The 20,197-nt window shown below is 62.3% G+C and carries 17 protein-coding genes; 8 read left to right on the top strand and 9 right to left on the bottom strand.

Annotated features, from left to right (window positions below; translation table 11 throughout):
• Positions 1–97: 97 nt before the first annotated feature.
• The gene (locus AB4P94_RS05395; protein ID WP_395609710.1) at positions 98–625 is read right to left on the bottom strand and encodes a DUF962 domain-containing protein; all 528 of its coding nucleotides are present in this window, start codon (positions 623–625) and stop codon (positions 98–100) included.
• Positions 626–708: 83 nt separating this feature from the next.
• Between AB4P94_RS05395 and AB4P94_RS05390 the strand changes: the two genes are divergently transcribed.
• Complete coding sequence (locus AB4P94_RS05390) at positions 709–1,395, top strand: Crp/Fnr family transcriptional regulator (protein ID WP_395609709.1); 687 nt, start codon at positions 709–711, stop codon at positions 1,393–1,395.
• A gap of 38 nt (positions 1,396–1,433) precedes the next feature.
• On the top strand, positions 1,434–1,799 hold the full coding sequence (locus tag AB4P94_RS05385; RefSeq protein ID WP_395609708.1) for a response regulator: 366 nt from the start codon (positions 1,434–1,436) through the stop codon (positions 1,797–1,799).
• Positions 1,800–1,943: 144 nt separating this feature from the next.
• On the opposite strand, the gene AB4P94_RS05380 is transcribed toward AB4P94_RS05385, so the two are convergent.
• Positions 1,944–2,948, bottom strand: a complete 1,005-nt coding sequence (locus AB4P94_RS05380; protein ID WP_395609707.1) for an AraC family transcriptional regulator — start codon at positions 2,946–2,948, stop codon at positions 1,944–1,946.
• Positions 2,949–3,049: 101 nt separating this feature from the next.
• Here AB4P94_RS05380 and AB4P94_RS05375 point away from each other — a divergent pair, with 101 nt between their 5' ends.
• Positions 3,050–4,129, top strand: coding sequence for a fatty acid desaturase (locus tag AB4P94_RS05375; RefSeq protein WP_395609706.1), 1,080 nt, complete (start codon positions 3,050–3,052; stop codon positions 4,127–4,129).
• Here the strand turns inward: AB4P94_RS05375 and AB4P94_RS05370 are convergent.
• Genes AB4P94_RS05370 through AB4P94_RS05360 form a run of 3 tightly spaced genes read right to left on the bottom strand, consistent with a single transcriptional unit; the run spans position 4,101 to position 8,137 of the window.
• Positions 4,101–5,711, bottom strand: a complete 1,611-nt coding sequence (locus AB4P94_RS05370; protein WP_395609705.1) for an arylsulfatase — start codon at positions 5,709–5,711, stop codon at positions 4,101–4,103. The genes AB4P94_RS05375 and AB4P94_RS05370 overlap by 29 nt on opposite strands.
• 15 nt (positions 5,712–5,726) lie before the next feature.
• Entirely contained in the window at positions 5,727–6,542 is an 816-nt protein-coding gene (locus AB4P94_RS05365; RefSeq protein WP_395609704.1) for an ABC transporter ATP-binding protein, read from the bottom strand.
• Positions 6,539–8,137 carry an ABC transporter permease gene (locus tag AB4P94_RS05360; RefSeq protein WP_395609703.1) on the bottom strand — a complete coding sequence of 533 codons (1,599 nt, stop codon included), beginning with the start codon at positions 8,135–8,137 and terminating at the stop codon, positions 6,539–6,541. Before AB4P94_RS05360 ends, AB4P94_RS05365 begins: the two co-directional genes overlap by 4 nt.
• Positions 8,138–8,425: 288 nt before the next feature.
• Here AB4P94_RS05360 and AB4P94_RS05355 point away from each other — a divergent pair, with 288 nt between their 5' ends.
• Positions 8,426–9,427, top strand: coding sequence for an ABC transporter substrate-binding protein (locus AB4P94_RS05355; protein ID WP_395609702.1), 1,002 nt, complete (start codon positions 8,426–8,428; stop codon positions 9,425–9,427).
• A 105-nt stretch (positions 9,428–9,532) separates the two neighbouring features.
• Here AB4P94_RS05355 and AB4P94_RS05350 read toward each other — a convergent pair whose 3' ends face one another.
• On the bottom strand, positions 9,533–10,453 hold the full coding sequence (locus tag AB4P94_RS05350; RefSeq protein ID WP_395609701.1) for a LysR family transcriptional regulator: 921 nt from the start codon (positions 10,451–10,453) through the stop codon (positions 9,533–9,535).
• 179 nt (positions 10,454–10,632) lie between these two features.
• On the opposite strand from AB4P94_RS05350, the gene AB4P94_RS05345 reads away from it, so the two are divergent.
• Positions 10,633–11,538, top strand: coding sequence for a TauD/TfdA dioxygenase family protein (locus AB4P94_RS05345; RefSeq protein WP_395609700.1), 906 nt, complete (start codon positions 10,633–10,635; stop codon positions 11,536–11,538).
• Positions 11,539–11,614: 76 nt separating this feature from the next.
• On the opposite strand, the gene AB4P94_RS05340 is transcribed toward AB4P94_RS05345, so the two are convergent.
• Positions 11,615–13,222: an alkaline phosphatase family protein gene (locus tag AB4P94_RS05340; protein ID WP_395609699.1), complete on the bottom strand. Its 1,608-nt coding sequence runs from the start codon at positions 13,220–13,222 to the stop codon at positions 11,615–11,617.
• A gap of 191 nt (positions 13,223–13,413) precedes the next feature.
• The gene (locus AB4P94_RS05335; RefSeq protein WP_395609698.1) at positions 13,414–14,358 is read right to left on the bottom strand and encodes a LysR family transcriptional regulator; all 945 of its coding nucleotides are present in this window, start codon (positions 14,356–14,358) and stop codon (positions 13,414–13,416) included.
• A 155-nt stretch (positions 14,359–14,513) separates the two neighbouring features.
• Between AB4P94_RS05335 and AB4P94_RS05330 the strand changes: the two genes are divergently transcribed.
• Positions 14,514–16,829, top strand: coding sequence for a TonB-dependent receptor (locus AB4P94_RS05330; protein WP_395609697.1), 2,316 nt, complete (start codon positions 14,514–14,516; stop codon positions 16,827–16,829).
• Here AB4P94_RS05330 and AB4P94_RS05325 read toward each other — a convergent pair.
• A complete protein-coding gene (locus AB4P94_RS05325; RefSeq protein WP_395609696.1) occupies positions 16,800–17,999 on the bottom strand; it encodes a CynX/NimT family MFS transporter in 1,200 nt (399 codons plus the stop codon). The genes AB4P94_RS05330 and AB4P94_RS05325 overlap by 30 nt on opposite strands.
• Positions 18,000–18,109: 110 nt before the next feature.
• Here AB4P94_RS05325 and AB4P94_RS05320 point away from each other — a divergent pair, with 110 nt between their 5' ends.
• The gene (locus tag AB4P94_RS05320; RefSeq protein WP_395609695.1) at positions 18,110–18,961 is read left to right on the top strand and encodes a LysR family transcriptional regulator; all 852 of its coding nucleotides are present in this window, start codon (positions 18,110–18,112) and stop codon (positions 18,959–18,961) included.
• A 396-nt stretch (positions 18,962–19,357) separates the two neighbouring features.
• Complete coding sequence (locus tag AB4P94_RS05315; RefSeq protein ID WP_395609694.1) at positions 19,358–20,170, top strand: energy transducer TonB; 813 nt, start codon at positions 19,358–19,360, stop codon at positions 20,168–20,170.
• The last annotated feature ends 27 nt before the right edge of the window (positions 20,171–20,197 follow it).

Here is a 20,197-nt window from a genome sequence, read left to right as displayed (position 1 = left end):
GACCCATGTGGGAGCGGGCTTGCTCGCGAAGACGGCGTGTCAGTCGATGCATTCATCAACTGATAGACCGCATTCGCGAGCAAGCCCGCTCCCACATTTAGACCTCTCTCGGCTCTAGACTGCGGCGCATTACAGGCCCCGAGCGCTGCTCGATCTGCTGCTTCAAATCCCCCCGCAACCCGATCAGAAACGCCAGCTCCGCCACCACAAACAACGGCCCCACGATCAGCCCTGACACATCATCCACAAACGCGGGCTTGCGGCCTTCGTAGTAATGCCCGACAAACTGAATCACCCAACCCACCACAAACATTCCGATACCGCTGCCGAGCCACACCGGCGTGCTTTGCGCCGCCAGTCCATGCCCGGCCCACACCGACAAGCCCATCAGCAGCGTCATCAGCACGCCCAGCGCCAGTTCCAGACGCAGGTAAAACCACGCCGAAAACAGCGCGACAATCACCGCCGGGGAGATCCACAGCCCACCCACTGCCCATTCGGGGCGCGAGAGCAGCACGGCCACGGCCACGACAATCAGCGGAATGCCGATAAAGTGGCTGGCGATATTGCGCGGGTCGCGGTGGTACGCGGCGTATTGGCTGAGGTGATCGACGAGGCTTTTCATTTTTGTTCCTCCTGTAGGATGTTTGATCATGCCCTGTCAGCCTGCGCCTGACTGTCAGCTGGGCGACAATCTTCGGAGTTCTCATGGACACAGAGAAATGGCATTCACGACTGGCCACCGGTCACTGGTTCAGCCACCTGCCCGAGTCCTTTCAGCATAGCCTGCTGGCCCACGCGCGGCTGCGGCAGCTGACGGCGGGGCAATACCTGTTCAAACGCGGCGACCCGCCGTGCGGCCTGTATGCGGTGCTCGACGGCACCCTGCGCATCAGTGCGGTGAATGAACAGGGCAAGGAAGCTGTGTTGAGCCTGGTGGAGTTGCCATACTGGTTCGGCGAAATCTGCCTGTTCGACGGCTTGCCGCGCACCCACGACGCCTGCGCAATGGGGCCTTGCACCTTGTTGCAGGTGCCGCAGCAAGCACTGCTGGCTGTCCTTGATGAAACGCCGCACTACTGGCGCAACCTGGCGTTGCTGATGAGCCAGAAGCTGCGCCTGAGTTTTATCGGCCTGGAACAGCTCAGCCTGATGCCGGCACCGGTTCGTCTGGCGCATCGCTTGTTGATGATCGCTGAAGGCTATGGCGACATAGCGCATTCACGCCGTGTGCTGCAACTGCCCCAGGAAGACCTGGCGGCGATGCTGAGCCTGTCGCGCCAGACGACCAACGCCCTGCTCAAGGACCTGCAAGCCCAAGGCGTGGTGCGCCTGGGTTATGGCGAAATCGAGATTCTCGACGTTCAGCGCCTGCGTGAGGCGACGCACACCTGAGGGTGGTAGCCTGCACGTCTGATTAATCGAGGTGTGTTATGCGCGTGCTGTTAGTGGAACATGAATCCGACGAGGCACAGCGAATGGCCCAGGGCCTGAACGAGGCCGGTTACACCGTGGAGGTCGCGGCCAATGGCATGGCGGCGCTGCGTTTTGTGGAAAGCACCGAGTACGACCTGGTGATCCTGGATGTGATGTTGCCGGGGCTGAATGCCTGGAAGCTGCAGCAGGCGATTCGCTTGAAGGGGCAGACACCGATGTTGTTCCTGACCACGCCGGGCGGGATTGAAGACCGGCTGCGCGGGTTGGAGCTGCACGAGGATGATTATTTGCTCAAGCCGTTTGAGGCCAAGGCGTTGGTGGCGCGGGTGAGGAAGTTGCTGCGGCGCGACCGGGGGCGGTGATTCATTCGGCATTTGTAGTGCCTGAGCTGGCCCCTTCGCGAGCAAGCCCGCTCCCACATTTGACCGAGTTCCAACTTTGGAATGCAGTCAAATGTGGGAGCGGGCTTGCTCGCGAAGAGGCCCTAAAAATCACCACAAATCCACCTACCGCAACCCATCCCGAAACTGCCCCGGCGTCAGCCCCGTCCACCGCTTGAACGCCCGGTTGAAACTGCTGGTATCGGCAAACCCCAACAAATGACTGATCTCGGCCAATGAACACTGCGGGTCCCGCAAGTGCAGCAGCGCCAGGTTCTCCCGGCATTCATTGAGCAACGCATCAAACCGACACCCCTCATCCGCCAGATGCCGCTGCAAACTGCGCAGGCTCAGGTGCAGCGCCTGGGCAACCCGCTCGGCGCTCGGCTCGCCATCCGGCAGTTGCGCTTCTATCACCCGTCGCACCTTGCGCTCCCAGGTCAGCGGTTGCAGCTGGGCGAGGGTGCGCTTGAGCACGGTTTCATTGTGTTCGGCCAGCTCCGGGTTGGCGTCGTCCAGGTGGCTGTCGAAATCCCGGGCGGCGAACTCCAGCCGATCCTCCTTGGCACCAAAAAACACCGGCGCGCGAAACACCGTGTGCCACGGCTTGGGGTCTGCCGGTTCGGGCCTGCGCAGGTGCACCGCCAACGGCGCGTACTCGCGGCCCAGCCGGTTGCGGCACGTGCGCACATAAATCGCCGCAAACGCATCAATCGCTTCGAGCGCCGGCGCCGGGCTGCCCGGTGGTTGCAGCAATCGAAAATGGTAGCGCTCGCCATCCCGGCTAAGCTCCAGCGTCAGGGCATCGCTGACCACCTGGTGATAGCGCACGATGCGTTCGAACACCTCGCGCAAGCTGCCGCTGGCCACCAGCGCGTAACCCAGCGCATGAAAGGTGGTGGGGCTGACAAACCGCGACACCCGCAAGCCAATCGCCGGGTCGCCGCTGGCCTGCACCGCCAACGCCCACAGGCGCGTGGTGGCCGACAGCGGGTAGCGCGCGTTGGGGTCGTCCATTTGCTGCGGGTCGAGCCCGGCTTGCGCGCACAGCCCGGTGCTGTCCAGGCCCAAGGCGTCGAGCTGCTTGCGCAGGGCTCGGGTCCAGCTGGCGAGCGAGGTGGGTTCGGTCATGGCGATTGGCGCTTGCGGTCAACAGGTTGGCGTCCGGGGCTAGCGTCCTGCGCGATCGCTTGGGGCAGGATGGACGCATCAGTAAACAAGAGGATGGAAGCATGGACGGTACTTCTGCAAGTCCCCAGCAGATGAACGCGCAACAGCGGTCGGCGAAAATTCGTGAAGTGGTGCTCGCCGAAGGCGTGCGCCTGCGCCAGCAACACCCTTGGTTGCTGCATCAAGACGCACTGGGCGCGGGCATCCTGGCGTTTGCGCTGGTGGGCATGCTCGGCTCGGCTGCGCTCTACATCAGCGGCCATATGGTCTGGTGGGTCTGCCTGTTGCTCAACGCTTTCCTCGCCTCGCTGACCCACGAGCTGGAACACGACCTGATCCACAGCATGTACTTTCGCAAACAGCGCCTGCCCCACAACCTGATGATGGGCCTGGTGTGGCTGGCGCGACCCAGCACCATCAACCCGTGGATACGCCGCCACCTGCACCTCAACCACCACAAGGTCTCCGGCACCGAGACCGACATGGAAGAGCGCGCCATCACCAACGGCGAGCCCTGGGGCTTTGCGCGGTTGCTGATGGTCGGCGATAACGTGATGTCGGCATTCATCCGCATGCTGCGCGCGAAAACCTGGAGCCACAAACTCAAGATCCTCAAGCGCTCGCTGCTGGTGTACGCGCCCTTGGCGCTGCTGCACTGGGGCGCGTGGTATGTGTTCCTGGCCTTTCATGCGGCCAACGGCATCGCCAGCCTGCTGGGCGCGCCCATCGACTGGTCGGCCAGCACCTTGCAGGTGATGCAGGTGATCGACATCGCCGCCGTGGTGATCATCGGCCCCAACGTGCTGCGCACCTTTTGCCTGCACTTTGTCAGCTCCAACATGCACTACTACGGTGATGTGGAACCGGGCAACGTGATCCAGCAAACCCAGGTACTCAACCCGTGGTGGATGTGGCCGTTGCAGGCGTTCTGCTTCAACTTCGGCAGCACCCACGGCATCCATCACTTTGTGGTGAAGGAGCCGTTTTACATCCGCCAGATGACCGCCAACGTGGCGCATAAAGTGATGGCCGAGATGGGCGTGCGCTTCAATGACTTCGGCACCTTTGCGCGAGCCAACCGCCTGGAACCGCAGGCCCGCGCAAACACCGGGCTCAATCCGGCTGAAACGGCGATGCGCTGAGGATGACGCCGGTTTCGTCCACGTAGCGCTGCCAGTGGTCGATCAAGGTGGCGAGCTTGCCAGGGTGGCTCACGGCCAGGTCATGGATTTCTCCGGGGTCTTGGCCCAGGTCATACAGCTGCCACCTCGCCGGACCGACGGGGCCGGGGATGTACACAGCTTTCCACTGGCCCTGGCGAATGGCGCGGCGGCCAAACAGCTCCCAGCCGGTCACGGTGTGTTCATCGTGCACCTGCGCCGTTTCGCCAGCCAAAAAGCCCAGCCATGACTTGCCGCGCAACGGCGCCACCGGCTTGCCCCGCCATTGCTTGCCGGGGTGGCGCACACCGGCCAGGTCCAGAAGGGTCGGCGTGATGTCCATCACCGTGCCAAACCCATGGCTGATGCGCCCTTTGAGTGGCAGCTGCGGGTAATGCACCAGCGCCGGCACGCGGATCCCGCCCTCGGTGGTAAATGCCTTGAACAGCCGCGACGGTGCGGTTGCCACTTGGGCCCAGGACGGGCCGTACCAGACGTAGGAATTGGCGCGGCCGATGTTTTCCAGGCGGTTGTCGTAATGCTGGTTGAGGTATGTCAGCAACTCAGGCCCAAACTTGGGGAAGGCCTCCAGCAACGCCCCTTCGGCACCGTTATCGGACATGAACACGATAAAGGTGTTATCCAGCTGCCCCTGCTGGCGCAAGTACTCCACCACCCGGCCGATGTTCCAGTCCATGCGTTCGACCATCGCCGCATACACTTCCATCGCCCGCGCCGAGACCTGGCGTTGTTCGTCGGTCAAGGCGGCCCATTGGGTGTTCAGCTCGATCAGCGGATGGGGCTCAACGCCGGCCTCGATCAACCCCAAAGCCTTGAGTTTTTCCAGGCGCTCCAGGCGCAGCACCTCGGGGCCGGCGTCATAGCGGCCGCGGTATTTGTCGACGATCTCGGCGGGCGCCTGCAACGGCCAGTGTGGCGCAGAAAACGGCAGGTAAGCGAAGAACGGCCGTGCCTGATCGCGTTCCTTTAGGTACTGCAGCAACTTGTCGCCAAAGGCGTCGGAGGAGTAGAAACCCTCGGGCAGGCGCTCGACGAACCTGTCGTCCTCGATGTACAGCGCCGGGGTGGATTTGAGCAGGCCGGGCGTGGTGTCGTCGTAGGTCGGCTCAAAACCATAGTGGTTGGCCGCCCCCGGCAACAGCGAGAACGACCGCTCGAAACCCCGCGCATGGGGCGCCAGTTCGGCGGTCAGGCCCAGGTGCCATTTGCCGCTCATCAAGGTCTGGTAACCGGCTTCGCGCAGCAGCTCCGGCAGGGCCACGACTTTATCGTTGAGGTAACCCTCGTAACCGGGCTTGCCGATCAGCTCCGGCGTCAGCGCCTCGGCCATGGTGCCGATGCCGGCGATATGGTGGTCGGTGCCGGTCAGCAGCATCGAACGGGTCGGCGAGCAGGTGGGCGCGGTGTGGAAGTCGGTCAGGCGCAGGCCGTTCAGTGCCAGGGCGTCGAGGTGTGGGGTGGAGATCTCCCCGCCAAACGCGCCGAGGTCGGAGAAACCCATGTCATCGGCCAGAATCACCAGGAAATTGGGACGTTGCGGCATCAAGATGTTCCTCAGTCAGCAGGCAATAAACGCCAATGGCAGGTCGCGGATTTGCTCACGCACGGGCGGCTGGTAGTGGCCGTCGCTGATCAATTCGTGCAGCAACTCTTCGCGCAGTTGGTGGAATTCGAAACTGCTGCGCTGGCGCGGATGGGGCAGGGTGATGTCCACCACCTGCTTGATCCGCCCAGGCCGAGGCTCCATCACCACCACGCGGTCGGCGAGGAAAATCGCTTCTTCCACATCGTGTGTGACCAGCACGGTGGTGATTTTCGCGCGGGCGCGTATCGCCAACAGCTCGTCCTGCATCTGCTGGCGGGTCAGCGCGTCGAGGGCGCCGAACGGTTCATCCAGCAACAAAATGCGCGGGCTGGCCACCAGCCCACGGGCGATGGCCACGCGTTGCGCCATGCCGCCGGAGAGTTGATGGGGATAGGCGCGGGTGAAGTCAGTGAGGCCCACCAGCTCGATGAAATCGCTGATGCGCCGGTTGCGTTCGGCTTCACTCAGCGGCTCGTTGACCAGACCCAAACCGATGTTCTGCGCCACGGTCAGCCACGGGAACAAACGGTGTTCCTGGAACACGATGCCGCGCTCGCCGCCGATGCCGCTCACAGCTTTACCATCCACCCGAATCTCACCGCGAAACTGCGTATCCAGTCCCACCAGCAAGCGCAACAAGGTGGATTTGCCGCAGCCGCTGGAGCCGACAATGGCGACGAACTCACCCTCGGCAATCTCCAGGTTGAATTCGCGGATGGCTTCCAGCTCGAAGCCGTCGACATCGAAGCTTTTGCCCACATGGTTGAAGCTGACGATAGGTGCGTTCATGCGTGTCTCCAGCGGATCGCGCGGGTTTCGATGCGTTGGCCGATCAGGTTGAGTGTGGCGCCGGTGAGGCCGACCAGGAGCATGCCGCTCATGATCAAATCCATGCGCAGCAGCTGTTGGGCGCCGATCATCAGGCTGCCGATGCCGCCGTTGGACGGCATGAAGTATTCCGCGCCAATGGTGCCCAGCCAGGCGTAGATCAGGCTCAGGCGCAGGCCGGCGAAAATCCCGGCGGCGGCGCCCGGCAAAATCAGCCGGCGCAGCCGTTGAAACAGGTTCAGGCGCAGCACTTGCGCGGCTTCGCGCAGCTGCGGTGACAGGTTCAACACACTGCGTTGGGTGGCGATAAACAGCGGAAAGAACGCAGCGAGGGCGATGAACACCCATTTGGCCAATTCACCCAGGCCAAACCACGCGGTGAGCAACGGCACCCAAGCGAAAATGGCGATCTGGCGCAGCGCGGCCAGTGTCGGGCCGAGCACGCGTTCACTACGTCGTGACAAACCCAGCCACAGGCCCACAACAAAGCCCAAACCGCCGCCCAGCATCAAACCGCCCAAGGTGCGGCCCAGGCTTTTGCCGAGGGCGCCGGACAGGCTGCCGTCGACCACACCCGCGACGGTGGTGTGCAGCACCGTCCATGGGCTGACCAGAATATTCGGGTCCACCCAGCCGTGATGCGTCGCCACCTGCCACAGCGCCAGCAACAGCAGCGGCAACAACAGGGGTTGCAAGCGCTGCCAGCCTTCATGGCGCGGCCCGCGCCGAATCTGCGCCGTGGCCGGGTGTGGCCAGTGCACCCACTTGCGGTCGAGCCAGCCGATACCGCGATCCATCACCACGCCCAGCACGCCGATGACAGCGATGCACACAAAGACGATATCGAGCATGAACAATTGCCGCGCCCACACCATCAGGTAGCCGATGCCTTCGCTGGAGGCCAGCAGCTCCACAGCCAGCAACGAAGTCCAGCCAGCCGCCAGCGCCAGGCGCACACCGGCCATAAAGGCAGGCAGGGCGGCGGGCAGGATCAGGCGGCGAATCAGCAGGTGCGTGGGCAAGCGCAGCACGCGTGCGGCTTCACGCAGGTTGGGTTGAGCATCACGCACGCCGACCAGGGTGTGCAGGGTGACGGGCACCACGATGGCTTTCACCAGCACCACCAGCTTCAGGGTTTCACCAATGCCGAAAAACACCATGAACAGGGGGATCCAGGCCAGCGTGGGGACTTGCGACAGCGCGCTGAATGTCGGAAATACCAGCCGCTCGGCCCGCGCGCTGAAGCCCAGCGCTGCACCGAGCACGGCGCCGCTGGCAATACCTGCCAACAAACCCCAGAACAGCCGCTGCAAACTGATCGCCAAGTGGCTCCACAACTCGCCGCCAGCCAGTTCTACCGCACTGCTCCACACCAGTGAAGGCGGCGGCAGGATTTGTTCGCTCATCCAGTGATTGCGGCTTGCCAGCCACCACAGGCCGACCAACGCGACCGGCACCAGCCACGGCAACAGCCGCTCGCCCAGCTTCGGCCAGCGCGCAGCTGCACTTTGTGCGGGGGCAGCCAGAGGCAGGCTCAAAAGTGAAATTCGGGCCATGGAGGACCTCCGTTGTCGCCTGGGGCGTTATGTGATTTAGATCTTATAAAGCCGTAATCAAGATGATTGAGGGATAAGAAAAATCATTTAAAGCCCCTGCTTGTGGCGCATCCAATGCATTCGGAGAATATTTTCGATGCTGTTTATGCATAACCCTCTGGAGCCAGCGTTTTAGCTTGCATAGAGCTAAAAGATATTAAATTGTGAATTTATAGTATTTAAAGTTTTGATCCGCCTATGCCTACTTTCTGCTCCCCAGGCGACCTTCGCCCACCAGGAGCTGCGCTTATGAAATTGCCCTTCAAACGTCTGATCACCCTGTTCGCGGGCACCGCGCTGGCCGGCCTGGTGCACGCCGCCGACCTTAAGGAAATCCGCATTGCCGTGCCGGATCTCAGTGCCGGCAGCCAGCACAGCGGAGGCGGCATCACCGACGTGCTGCGCGAACAGCAAATCTTCGAAAAAGCCTTCGCCGGCCAGGGCATCAAGATTCAGTGGAATTACTTCAAAGGGGCTGGTCCCGTGATCAATGAAGCCTTTGCCAACGGCCAGGTGGACCTGGCTTATCTCGGCGACCTGGCGGCGATCATTGGCCGCTCCAATGGCCTCGACACCCGCTTGCTCAGCGCCACCGCCCGTGACATCAAACAGTACCTCGGCGTAGTGCCCGGTTCGGGCATCAAGACCTTGCAGGACCTCAAGGGCAAGCGCGTGGCGGTGTTCCGTGGCACTGCCACCCAGTTGTCGCTCGACAGCGCCTTGGCCAGCCAGGGCTTGAGCGAGAAAGACCTGAAAATCATCAACCTGGACTTCAACGCCGCCGGCGCCGCACTGGCCGCCAAGCAGATTGACGCGACGTGGGGCGGGGCGAACCTGGCGGCGTTGCAAGCCAAGGGCCTGGCCGAACTGCCGCTGACCACCAAGGACCTGGGTGGCGCGGGCAGTGTTCAGGCGGTGCTGGTGGGCAGCGGCAAGTTTGTCGACGAACACCCCGAGGTCATCACCCAGTTGCTCAAGGCTCAACAACAGGCTGTGCAGTGGCTGACCGATGACAACAACAAGCAGGCCTATATCGATCTGGTGTCGGGCCGGGCGAGTTATCCACCGGTGATTCTGGGTAATGACCTCAAAAACGAAAAACTCAGCGAGATTTTCCCCTCGACCCTGGACCCGGTGTTCCTTGGGAAACTGCAGGATGCGGTGGATCTGGCATCCAAAGAGAAGCTGATTCGCAAGCCGTTTCAGGTGAGTGATTGGGTGGCGCCGAATCTGGCGGCGGCGGGGCTCTAAGGGTTTTGGTGATTGGACTATTGCTATCGCAGGCAAGCCAGCTCCCACACTTGAAGGTATACACAGTTCAACATGTGGGAGCTGGCTTGCCTGCGATGAGGCCCTTCAGACCGCCACACTCACCTGCGCCCTGTCCACCTCCACCAGCGTCTCGATCATCGCCTTCGCCGCCGGCGACAACCTTGACCCGGTGCGGCTGACAATCCCGCAGCGCGCACTCATGGTCTCCAGGTTCTGCGGCAGATTGCGCCAGTGCAGCAGCACCAACGTGCCCCGGGCGATGTCTTCGGCAAACGCTTCCTCAGTGCCCACGCCGATGGCGTTGGACTGCAACACAATCTTCACCAGCGCCGGGAAGTGCTCGGTCTGAATGCTCGGCGAAAAATCCATGCGCCCGCTCAGGTTCGCCAACAGTTTGCGAATGCCCTGGGAGATCAGCGGCGAGGCCAGCGGGTAGTCGAACATGTCGTTGGTCGACAGGCTGTCCTTGGCCAGCAGCGGGTGCCCCGGGCGGCAGAAAAACACACCGCGCTTTGGGGTGAGTGCGCGGGTCTGGAAATTCGGATCGTTTTCAAACTGGCGGATGTCGGCGATAAAAAATTCAATCTCCTCACGGCTCAATGCGCGGCTGAGTTTCTCCCAGTTATCCACCTGGAAACTCGTGCGGATTTTCGGGTGCGCGCTGATAAACCGCGCCACCGCATCCGGCACCAGCTTCACCGCCGGTGCCGGGCCCGTGCCGAAGCGCAGGTCGCCGGCGTCGAGCTTGGTCATGCGCGTGACTTCACTGCTCAGCAACGCGGCGCCGTGCACCAGGCTCAGGGCGTGTTGCAGCACCACTTGGCCCTCGGGCGTGGGGCGTAAATCCTTGTTGCCCCGGTCGACCAGCACGCAGCCGAACTCCTGTTCCAGCCCCTGGATGCTACGGCTGAACGCGGGTTGAGTGATGCCCATGGCGTCTGCTGCGCGCACGAAACTGCGGTGTTCGTTGAGGGCGATGAAGTAGCGCAGTTGGCGAAGATCCATATGCTTTCCCGGCATCTGAAAAATAGGTCGAAGGCATTTGCGACCAGGGGAGCTGAGGTTTTAAATGCAAGCTCTTATTCCGTCAACGAAGCATCTATTCATCTGCTAGATCTAAATTGCATATCAATAGAGCGTTGCCGGAAAGCGTCCCCACCATCAGGCACTTGAGGGTCTTCACAATGAGCAACGCCGCATTAGCTGTTCAACCCATCGCCCAGGCGCTGGACATTCACCCGGTGGCCGGGCGCATTGGTGCTGAAATTCGAGGCGTCAAGCTGGCTGGCGACCTGGATGCCGCCACCGTCGAGGCCATCCAGCAGGCGCTGGTGCAGTACAAAGTGATCTTCTTTCGCGAGCAGACCCACCTTGATGACCAAGGCCAGGAAGCCTTCGCCCACCTGCTCGGCGAGCCGATTGCTCACCCGACGGTGCCCGTGCGTGACGGCACGCGCTTCCTGATGGAACTGGACGGCGGCCGTGGCCAGCGCGCCAATTCGTGGCACACCGACGTGACCTTCGTCGACGCTTATCCCAAAGCCTCCATCCTGCGTTCGGTGCTGGCGCCCAAATCCGGTGGCGACACGGTGTGGGCCAACACCGCCAGCGCCTATAACGACCTCAGCGCCGAGCTGCGGGTGCTGGCGGACAACCTGTGGGCGGTGCACAGCAACGAATACGACTACGCCGCGCGCAAACCGGACGTGTCGGTGGAAAAGCTTGAGGAATACCGCAAGATCTTCACCTCCACCGTGTACGAAACCGAGCACCCGGTGGTGCGCGTGCACCCGGTCAGCGGCGAAAAAACCTTGTTGCTCGGGCACTTCGTCAAACGCTTGAAAGGCTACTCCCAGGCGGATTCGGCGCAGCTGTTCAACTTGCTGCAAAGCCACGTCACCCGCCTGGAAAACACCGTGCGCTGGCGCTGGAACACTGGCGACGTAGCCATCTGGGACAACCGCGCGACCCAGCATTATGCGGTGGATGATTACGGCACCCAGGAGCGCATCGTGCGCCGGGTAACGCTCAAGGGCGATGTGCCGGTGGGTGTACAAGGGCAGGCCAGCAAAACCACCAAAGGTCTATAAGCCAACACACATCCAAAGGTAAGAGTTGGCTTGTGTGGGACCCGACAAGCCAGCTCCTAAATTGGGTTTGTGGTGCTTACCAGACGCCGATTTGCACGACCTTTTCCGCCTCCGGCTCGCCATAGCGAAACCGTTGCCCACGCAGGGCGATCTCCGAGTGGCTGATGGTCGTGCGCCGCTTCAACCCGCGCAGCCATTCGAACAGATAGCCCGAATGGGTCTCGCGCACCTCGGCATACGCGGGGTCATCCCCCAGATCGCGCAACTCCTGCGGGTCGTTTTCGAGGTCAAACAGCTGTGCACGAAAACCGTCGTAGGCCAGATATTTCCAGCGCTCGCTGCGCACCATGGTCATGCGGCAGCGGTCGATCGGCTGCTCCAGACGTTCGCGCGCCGGGGCCTGGAAGGCGTAGTCGTACTCAGCGATGGCGTAGTGGCGCCAGACGGTTTCTTGACCGTGCAGCAGCGGAATTAATGAGCGGCCTTCCAGTCGGTGCTCGGCCGAGGGCAGGCCCAATGCATCGAGGAAGGTTGGCAGCGCATCAATGGTTTCCACCAAGCGCTGATCCACCGAGCCACGGCTGATGTCGGCACTGGCGCGCGGGTCGCGAACGATCAACGGAACGCCCACTGCCGGCTCCAGCAAAAACTCTTTTTCACCCAGAAAATGATCGCCAAGAAAGTCGCCATGGTCGCTGGTGAACACGATCAATGTGTCGTTCCAGCGGCCATTGCTTTGCAGGAAATCGAACAGCCGGCCGAGTTGATCGTCGATCTGTTTGATCAAGCCCATGTAGGTCGGAATCACCGTGAGCCGCACCTCGTCACGGGAGAAATTCAGGCTTTCCTGGTGCTGTCTGAATGCCTGGTATACCGGGTGATCGCTGGGCTGCTCAGGCTGAACGGGTGCCTGAATGTGCTCGGCACCGTATAGCGCGTGATAGGGCGCCGGCGCGAGGTAGGGCCAGTGCGGCTTGATATAGGACAAGTGCAGGCACCACGGCCGCTCGCCTTGCTCGCCAATAAAGTCGATGGCGCGGTCAGTGGTGTAGACCGTTTCCGAATGCGCTTCGGCCACTCGCGCGGGCAAGCCGGCATTGCGCATGTGCCAGCCGCTGAGCACTTCGCCGTTGTCGCCCGCAGCGGAATTGGCCCATTCATGCCAGGGGTTGGCGCCGCCGTAGCCTTTCTCGCGCAGGTAATGGGTGTAAGGCGCGGACTCGCGTTTATCGTCGAACAACGGGCTGTCGGGGTAGATGCCGTCGTGGCGCAAATACGCGTCAAAGCCGACCTCATTCAGCGGCTCGGCCTGCGTACTGTCGGGGTCGATGTTCAGGCGCTGCAAGGCATCCAGGTTGGGCGTGGCGTGGGTCTTGCCCACCAGCGCGGTGCGAATGCCGTGGGGGCGCAGGTAGTCACCAATGGTCAGTTCTTCCAATGGCAGCGGCACGGCGTTCCAGGCCACCTGATGGCTGCTGACATAGCGCCCGGTGTACGCCGACATCCGCGACGGTCCGCAAATGGTGCCCTGGGTGTAAGCGCGGCTGAAGCGCACGCCGGCGGCGGCGAGCCGGTCGATATTCGGCGTGTGCAAATGCGCGTGGCCGTAGCACGACAGGTAATCGCGGCGCAGTTGGTCGCACATGATGTAGAGCACGTTGCGTACGGAGTTGGGTTGGGACATGAGGGCTTTACCGAACGGGGAACAGGCCTCTGTTTTCGCCGTTATGCCGGTGGGCGGGCAAGTGCATTTGAGGACTGGGTTTCATGCAAGGAATGCATGGGTGCTGCTACTGGCGCTATCGCAGGCAAGCCAGCTCCCACAGGGGAATGCATTTCAAGTGTGGGAGCGGGCTTGCTCGCGAAAGCGCCCGCTCAGACAGCGAGATTCTCCAGCGCACACACGTCCTCATCCCGCTCATCAATCTCCTTGATCTGCTCGATCATCGCCTCTGCCAAAGGCGACAACCGATACCCCGCGCGGCTGACAATCCCGTAGCGCGTATAGCGCTCCTCCAGATCCTCCGCCAGGCCATCAATCTTCAAACACACCAGCTCACCCCGGGCCATGTGCAGCACGTCGCTGTTGGCACTGACGATGCCGATAGCGTCGGAACGCAGCACCACACCCATCAGGCTGTAGCCGTTTTCACACTCCACATTGGGCAGGTAATCCGGCCGGCCGCTGAGGTCGACAATCACCTTGCGCAAGTTCGGCGGGCGGATGGTCACGGCCAGTGGGTAACTCATCAGCTCGGCGGCGCTCACGCTGTCGCGCCCGGCCAGCGGGTGCCCGGCGCGGCAGCAGAAATACCAGCGCCGCGGGCGCAGGCGGTGGGTGTGGTAGTCCGGGTTGGCTTCGAAGTGGCGGGTGTCGGCGACGAAAAATTCAAACTCCTCGCTGAGCAGGCGTTTGCTCAGGCTTTGCCAGTCATCCACCTGAAACTGCACGCGGGCCTTGGGGTAACGCCCGATAAAACTGCCGATGGCACGCGGGATCAACCCCGCAGCGGGCGCCGGGCCGCAGCCGAAGCGCAGCTCACCGGCCTCCAGGCCATTGAACTGGCTGATCTCGTTGGCCAACTGCTGCGCGCCGCTGACCAGCCGCCGCGCATGTTCGAGCAGCACCTGGCCTTGTTTGGTCGGCGCCAGGTCCTTGCGACCACGGTCCACCAACTGGCAACCGGCGCTGTGCTCCAGCGCCTGGATGCTGCGGCTGAACGCCGACTGCGACAGGTTCACGGCCTGTGCCGCCGCGACAAAACTGCGTTGTTCGGCGAGGGCAATGAAGTGGCGTAACTGACGCAAATCGATATGCATTTTTCACATCAAAAATATCGGGGAAATGCATTGGCTATGCATTAGGTCGACTCCTTATAAAGGCTATCTCTTATGCAGTAAATGTTCGTAAAAACATAAATAAATAACTTAAGGGAATATCGGTAGATGGATATTTCCGGGTTCCGGAGCCGCTTATGAGTCTGTTGAAGTCCTTGCCCCTGGCCATGTTGGTGGCCGGTAGTACCAGTTGGTCGCCGACCCAGGCCGCCGAAACGCCAGCACCTGCCAGCAAGGGCGAAAACGCCAGCGGCCAGCTTGAGACGGTCACTGTGACGGCGCGGCGGCGCACCGAAAGCGCCCAGGAAGTGCCGACGCCGATGAGCGTCATAGGCGGCCAGGCGCTTGAGAGCCAGCGGGTGTACCGGATTCAGGATTTGCAGCAGCTGGTGCCCAGCGTCAACGTCGCCTACATGCACGCGCGCCAGTCCAGCGTGTCGATTCGCGGCCTGGGCAATAACCCGGCGAGCGATGGCCTGGAAGGCAGCGTGGGGCTGTATATCGACAACGTCTATCTGGGCCGGCCAGGCATGGCGGTGTTCGATTTGATGGACATCGAGCAGCTCGAAGTCTTGCGCGGCCCGCAAGGCACCTTGTTCGGCAAGAACACCACCGCCGGGGTGATCAACATCAGCACCCGCGCGCCAAGTTTTACCCCGGAACGCAGCATCGAAACCTCGTTGGGCGAGGACGGGTACTTCCAGACCAAAGGAACGATTTCCGGGCCGCTCACCGATGATCTGGCCGGGCGTTTTTCGGCCTATCGCACCCGCAGCGACGGCGACATCAAAAACGAATACAACGGCCATGACCTCAACGGCGGCTCACGCCAGGGCTTTCGCGGGCAGCTGCTGTACAAGCCCAGCGAAACCTTCAATGCGCGCTGGATCGGCGATTACAACGAAGAGGATTCCAGCGCCGGCACCCGCGTGCTGTACAGCACCGGGCCGACCATCAATGGCACCAACCTGTACCAATCGCGCGCCAATGCGGCGGGCGCCACGCTGGTGGACGGCACTCACCGCAAGGTCAACCTGGACAGCGACCAGCATGTCACTGTGTTCCAGGGCGGCACGTCGCTGGAGGCCAACTGGACCTTGCCGAGCGACTTCACCCTGACGTCTGTCAGCTCCTACCGCTTCTGGAGTTTCACCCCGCGCAACGACGATGGCCTCAACGTGCCGGCGACGTATAACGCGGGCGTGTCGGTGGAGGATAAGCAGTGGTCCCAGGAATTCCGCCTGGCTTCGCCTACCGGTGGTTTCTTTGATTACGTGCTTGGCGCCTACTACTTCGGCAACTCGCTGGATAACAAATCCTTCGCCTATTACGGGCCCAAGGCGGATATCTGGAATGGCACGCCGACCGGCGCGCTGAATAACGTGAGCAGTGTGGGCAACGGGCATATTCGCACCGACAGTTTTGCGCTGTTTGCCCAAGGCACCTGGCACCTTACCGAGCGCCTGGATTTCACCGCCGGCGTGCGCGGCACCTATGAAGAGAAAAGCGCCTGGGTCAGCCGCAACGCGCCGCTGGGTGGCGCCGCAGTCACCGGTGCCGCGGCCACCGCGCGGCGCGGGCGAGCGGGTATTTATGACTCCGGCGATCTCAGCCAGTACAGCACCAGCCCATCCGGCCTGCTGAACCTCAGCTATCACTTCAATGAAAACCTGTTGGGTTACGCCACCCTGTCCCACGGCGAGAAGTCCGGCGGGGTCAACCTGGTGGTAGGCTCCGCGCCGACAGCCGGGGCGGACTCATTGCTGGTCGGTACCGAACGCGCCAACAACGCCGAGCTGGGCTTTAAAAGCACGCTGTGGGACCGCCGCCTGCAGCTCAATGCCAACCTGTTCTGGACCCAGGTCAACGGTTACCAGACCAACGCCTACGACGACAGCAACCGCGTGCAATACCTGACCAACGCAGGCTCTGTGCGCTCGCGCGGCGTTGAAGTGGAAAGCACGCTGGTGCCGATCAAGGGCCTGACGCTGAACCTCAACGGCTCGTTCAATGATGTGAGTTACCTGTCTTACAAGGATGCGCCGTGCCCGCCGGAAGTCAGCTTGCGCCCGGGCGCGCCAGCCTCCTGTGATTTGAGCGGCCACCAGGTGGTCGGTGCGTCGAAGTGGATCGCCAACGCCAACGGCGAGTACAAGTGGAACCTGGAGAACGGCTTCGAGCCTTACGTCACGGCCAGCTATGCGTTCCGCTCCAAGGCGGTGGGCACGGTGGAAGACTCCGACTACGGGCAGATTCCGGCGTATGCGGTGGTCAACCTGTCCACCGGCCTGCGCGGCAACTATCAGCAAGGTCAGTGGGACCTGTCCTTGTGGCTGAAAAACGCCTTCGACAAAACCTACTACACCACCCTCTGGACCGGCGGCAATGGCGGCTACGAAGGCCTGTTGGGCACGCCGCGCACCTTAGGCGTGACCGGTCGCTACGACTTCTGACGGCGTGCGGTAGGTGGCCGGGCTAAACACCCGCGTCACCACCAACATGGCCACCACGGTTACCGTCAGCACCCACCACGCACTGATGAAGTGGCCGGTGAGTTCGCGCAGCCAACCGGTCAGCCATGGCGACAGCGCATTGATCAAAAAGCCTACGCCTTGCACAAACGCCGCCAGTTGCCCGGCCTGGCGTGGGTCGCGGTGGTGGTCCAGGGTCAGCAGCAGGCTCAGGGCGAAACACGCGCCCAGGCCGAAGCCGCACAAGGCGACCCACAGATGCGGGAATTGCAGCGGCGCCATGATCAGGCCGAGGTAGCCCACGGTCTGCGCCAACAGGCTGATGCCGAGCAGCGGGCGGCGGTCGATGCCGCGTTGTGCCAGTACCGGCATCAACAGCGCGGCGAGCACTTGGAAGATCGTCATGAATGCCAGCAGCGAACCGCTGGGCAGTACGCCCCAACCCAATTGCTGATAGTACGCAGGCAGCCACGCCACCATGCTCATATAGCCGCAATTGACCAGGCCGAAATACAGCGCCAACAGCCAGGCACGACGATTACGCAGCCCCTTGAACGCGGGAATCAGCTTGGCGCTTTTGGCCGCGCCCAGCGGCACACATGCCCACAGCAGCAGCGCGGCCAGCGCCGGCAGCAGCCACACGCCCAAGCCTGCCTGCCATTGCTGGAAGTGAGTGGCCACCAACGGGCTGAGCAAGGCAGCGAGCCCGCCGCCCGCCATCAATGAGGCGGAATACACACCCATCGCCACCGGCACGCGGTGATTGAATTCGCGCTTGATCATCGCCGGCACCAGCGCCTGGATCAGCGCTACACCGGCACCGCCGAGCAATGCGGTGACCAGCAGCGCCGAGGCCTGGCCCATCAGCCAGCGCGCCAGGCACGCCAGCAGAATCATCATCAAGCCCAACGCAATGCCGCGCCGTTCACCCAAGCGTGCTTCCACGCGCACACCAATCAACGCGACCAACCCCATGCACACCACCGGCAGGCTGGTCAGCAGGGCACTGCTTTGAAAGCTCAAGCCGGTGGCTTGGCGGATCTCACCGAGCAAGGGGCTGATGGAGCTGAGGATCGGCCGCAGGTTGAGGCCGAGTACCACCAGCAGGCCCCAGCCGGCGAGTTTGCCGGCGATAGAGTGATTCAGCGTCATGCAGCGCCTGTGCGGGTCGGTAAATGAGGGGGTGAGTATGGGCAGCGGCGCGGGTATTCTGAAATTAAATATAACCATGCCAACCAGTGGCAAACGCAATGGTGATGTCGATGTTCGATCCCGTGTTGTTGCGCAGTTTTGTGGCCGTGGTGGACTGCGGCAATTTCACCCGCGCCGCCGAGCGCCTGCACTTGACTCAATCCACCGTCAGCCAGCAGATCCGTCGCCTGGAAGAGGCCGTGGCGTGCCAGTTGCTCGACCGCGAACAGCGTCGCGTAGTGGCCACCGCTGAGGGTGAGCGCTTGTTGGCGTATGCGCGGCGCATCCTCGCGCTGCACGAAGAGGCCGCCGACGTGCTGACCAATCAGCAAAGCGAAGGTGTGCTGCGCCTTGGTGTGCCGGAGGATTTCGCCGCCGAGCGCCTAATGCCCTTGCTGTCGGCATTTGTGGGGGCTCACCCGCGCGTGCGCCTTGAAGTCACCAGCGGCCTCGGCCCGGAACTCCAACGCCAATACCGGGGCGGCGAATTCGATGTGCTGCTGGTCAAGCAGATGGGCGACAGCGACGACTGCCTGGCCTCCTGGCCGGAACCGCTGTGCTGGGTCGACAGCCTTGGCATGCCGTCGCTGGGTCGCGACCCGCTGCCGTTGGTGGCGTTTCCGGTAGGCGGTTTGTACCGCAATGAAATGCTGCAACACCTGGAAGTCGGTGGCTGGCGCTGGCGCATCGGCTATTCCAGCGCGAGCCTGGCCAGCGTGTGTTCAGCCGTGGCGGCGGGGTTGGGCATCAGTTTGCTGCCCAGGCGAGTGGTGCAAGCTGGGCACGTGATTCTGGATGAAGACAGTGGTTTGCCATCGGTGCAAGGCGTGCGCCTGGCCCTGTATGGCCGCAGTGGCTTGGGTGCAGCGGGGCAGACATTGCAGCGCCAATTGCTGGCTTTGTGTGCAAACAGCCCTGAGTAGATTTTTGCCCCTGGTGCTCTTGTGGCGAGCGGGCTTGCCCCGCGTTGGGCTGCGAAGCGGCCCCAGAAAGCCCCCCCGAAGTGTGTCAGGCATAAGACGTGTGCTCCTTTTAGGGCGGCTTCGCCACCCAACGCGGGGCAAGCCCGCTCGCCACAATCGATGCTTTACAGGAATATTTTGTATGCCTTTAAAGCATCGAAAAAACGCTGCATCGCGCTAGCCCGCGCAGCTCGTGGCTTTGACGTTTCTGGATATTTCGTTTATTCAATTTTGATCTATGTATAACTTCAAAGATTACTTTAAGAGATAAGCGTCTAGCCCCGATGATTCAGCCCTCGACGGCCGCCCAGGCAGGCCTGTCGGTTTTTTGTTTCAAAACCGTAGGGGAGTGAATCAATGGGCAATGTCCAGACCGCCGCCAGTGCACACGAGGCGCAGTGGCGCCAGGCACCGGGTGGTGAGTTGGTCGACCTTGGCCGGCCGCACCGCGCGCCGTTGGGGCAGCAGCGTCTGCAGCAAGCCCCGAAACGCTTTTCGAGTCGCCGCGAAGGGATTCTGCTGGGGTTGCTGGTCTTGGCCCTGCACGGTGCGGTGATCTATTGGGTGAGCCAGAAGCCAACGCCGGTGCTGCCTGTTGTGCCGCCGGAAATTCCACCGATGACCATCGAATTTTCCCAGCCGGCGCCGCCCGTGGTTGAACCGCCACCGCCCGTGCCGCCGCCACCACCGCCGCCCGTGGTCGAGCCACCGCCGCCGGTGGTGGATGAGTTGGCTGCCAAACCAGCGCCGCCAAAACCGATTCCAAAACCCAAGCCGAAGCCAGTGCCAAAACCTGAGCCAAAGCCCGCGCCGAAACCGGTTGAGCAACCGCCTGCGCCGCCGACACCGGCACCGCCCGCGCCACCGGCTCCGCCGTCGCCGGCCCCGGTGACACCGGCTTCGGCCAACGCCGCGTACTTGAAGAACCCGGCGCCCGAATACCCGTCACTGGCCCAGCGCCGGGGTTGGGAAGGCACGGTGTTGCTCAGGGTGCATGTGTTGGCCAGCGGCAAGCCCGGTGAGATCCAGGTCCAGAAGAGCAGCGGTCGCCAGCAACTCGACGACGCCGCACTAGCCGCCGTGAAGCGTTGGAGCTTTGTGCCGGCCAAGCAGGGCGAAGTGGCCCAGGACGGCTGGGTCAGCGTACCGATCGATTTCAAGATTCACTAACTATTCGGCTGCGGTGTGTTGGACACA

It is taken from the genome of Pseudomonas sp. B22129, assembly GCF_044218875.1.
Classification (GTDB): Bacteria; Pseudomonadota; Gammaproteobacteria; order Pseudomonadales; family Pseudomonadaceae; genus Aquipseudomonas.
Note: the sequence above shows the minus strand (reverse complement) of the source record. Positions and strands in the feature narration are given on the sequence as shown.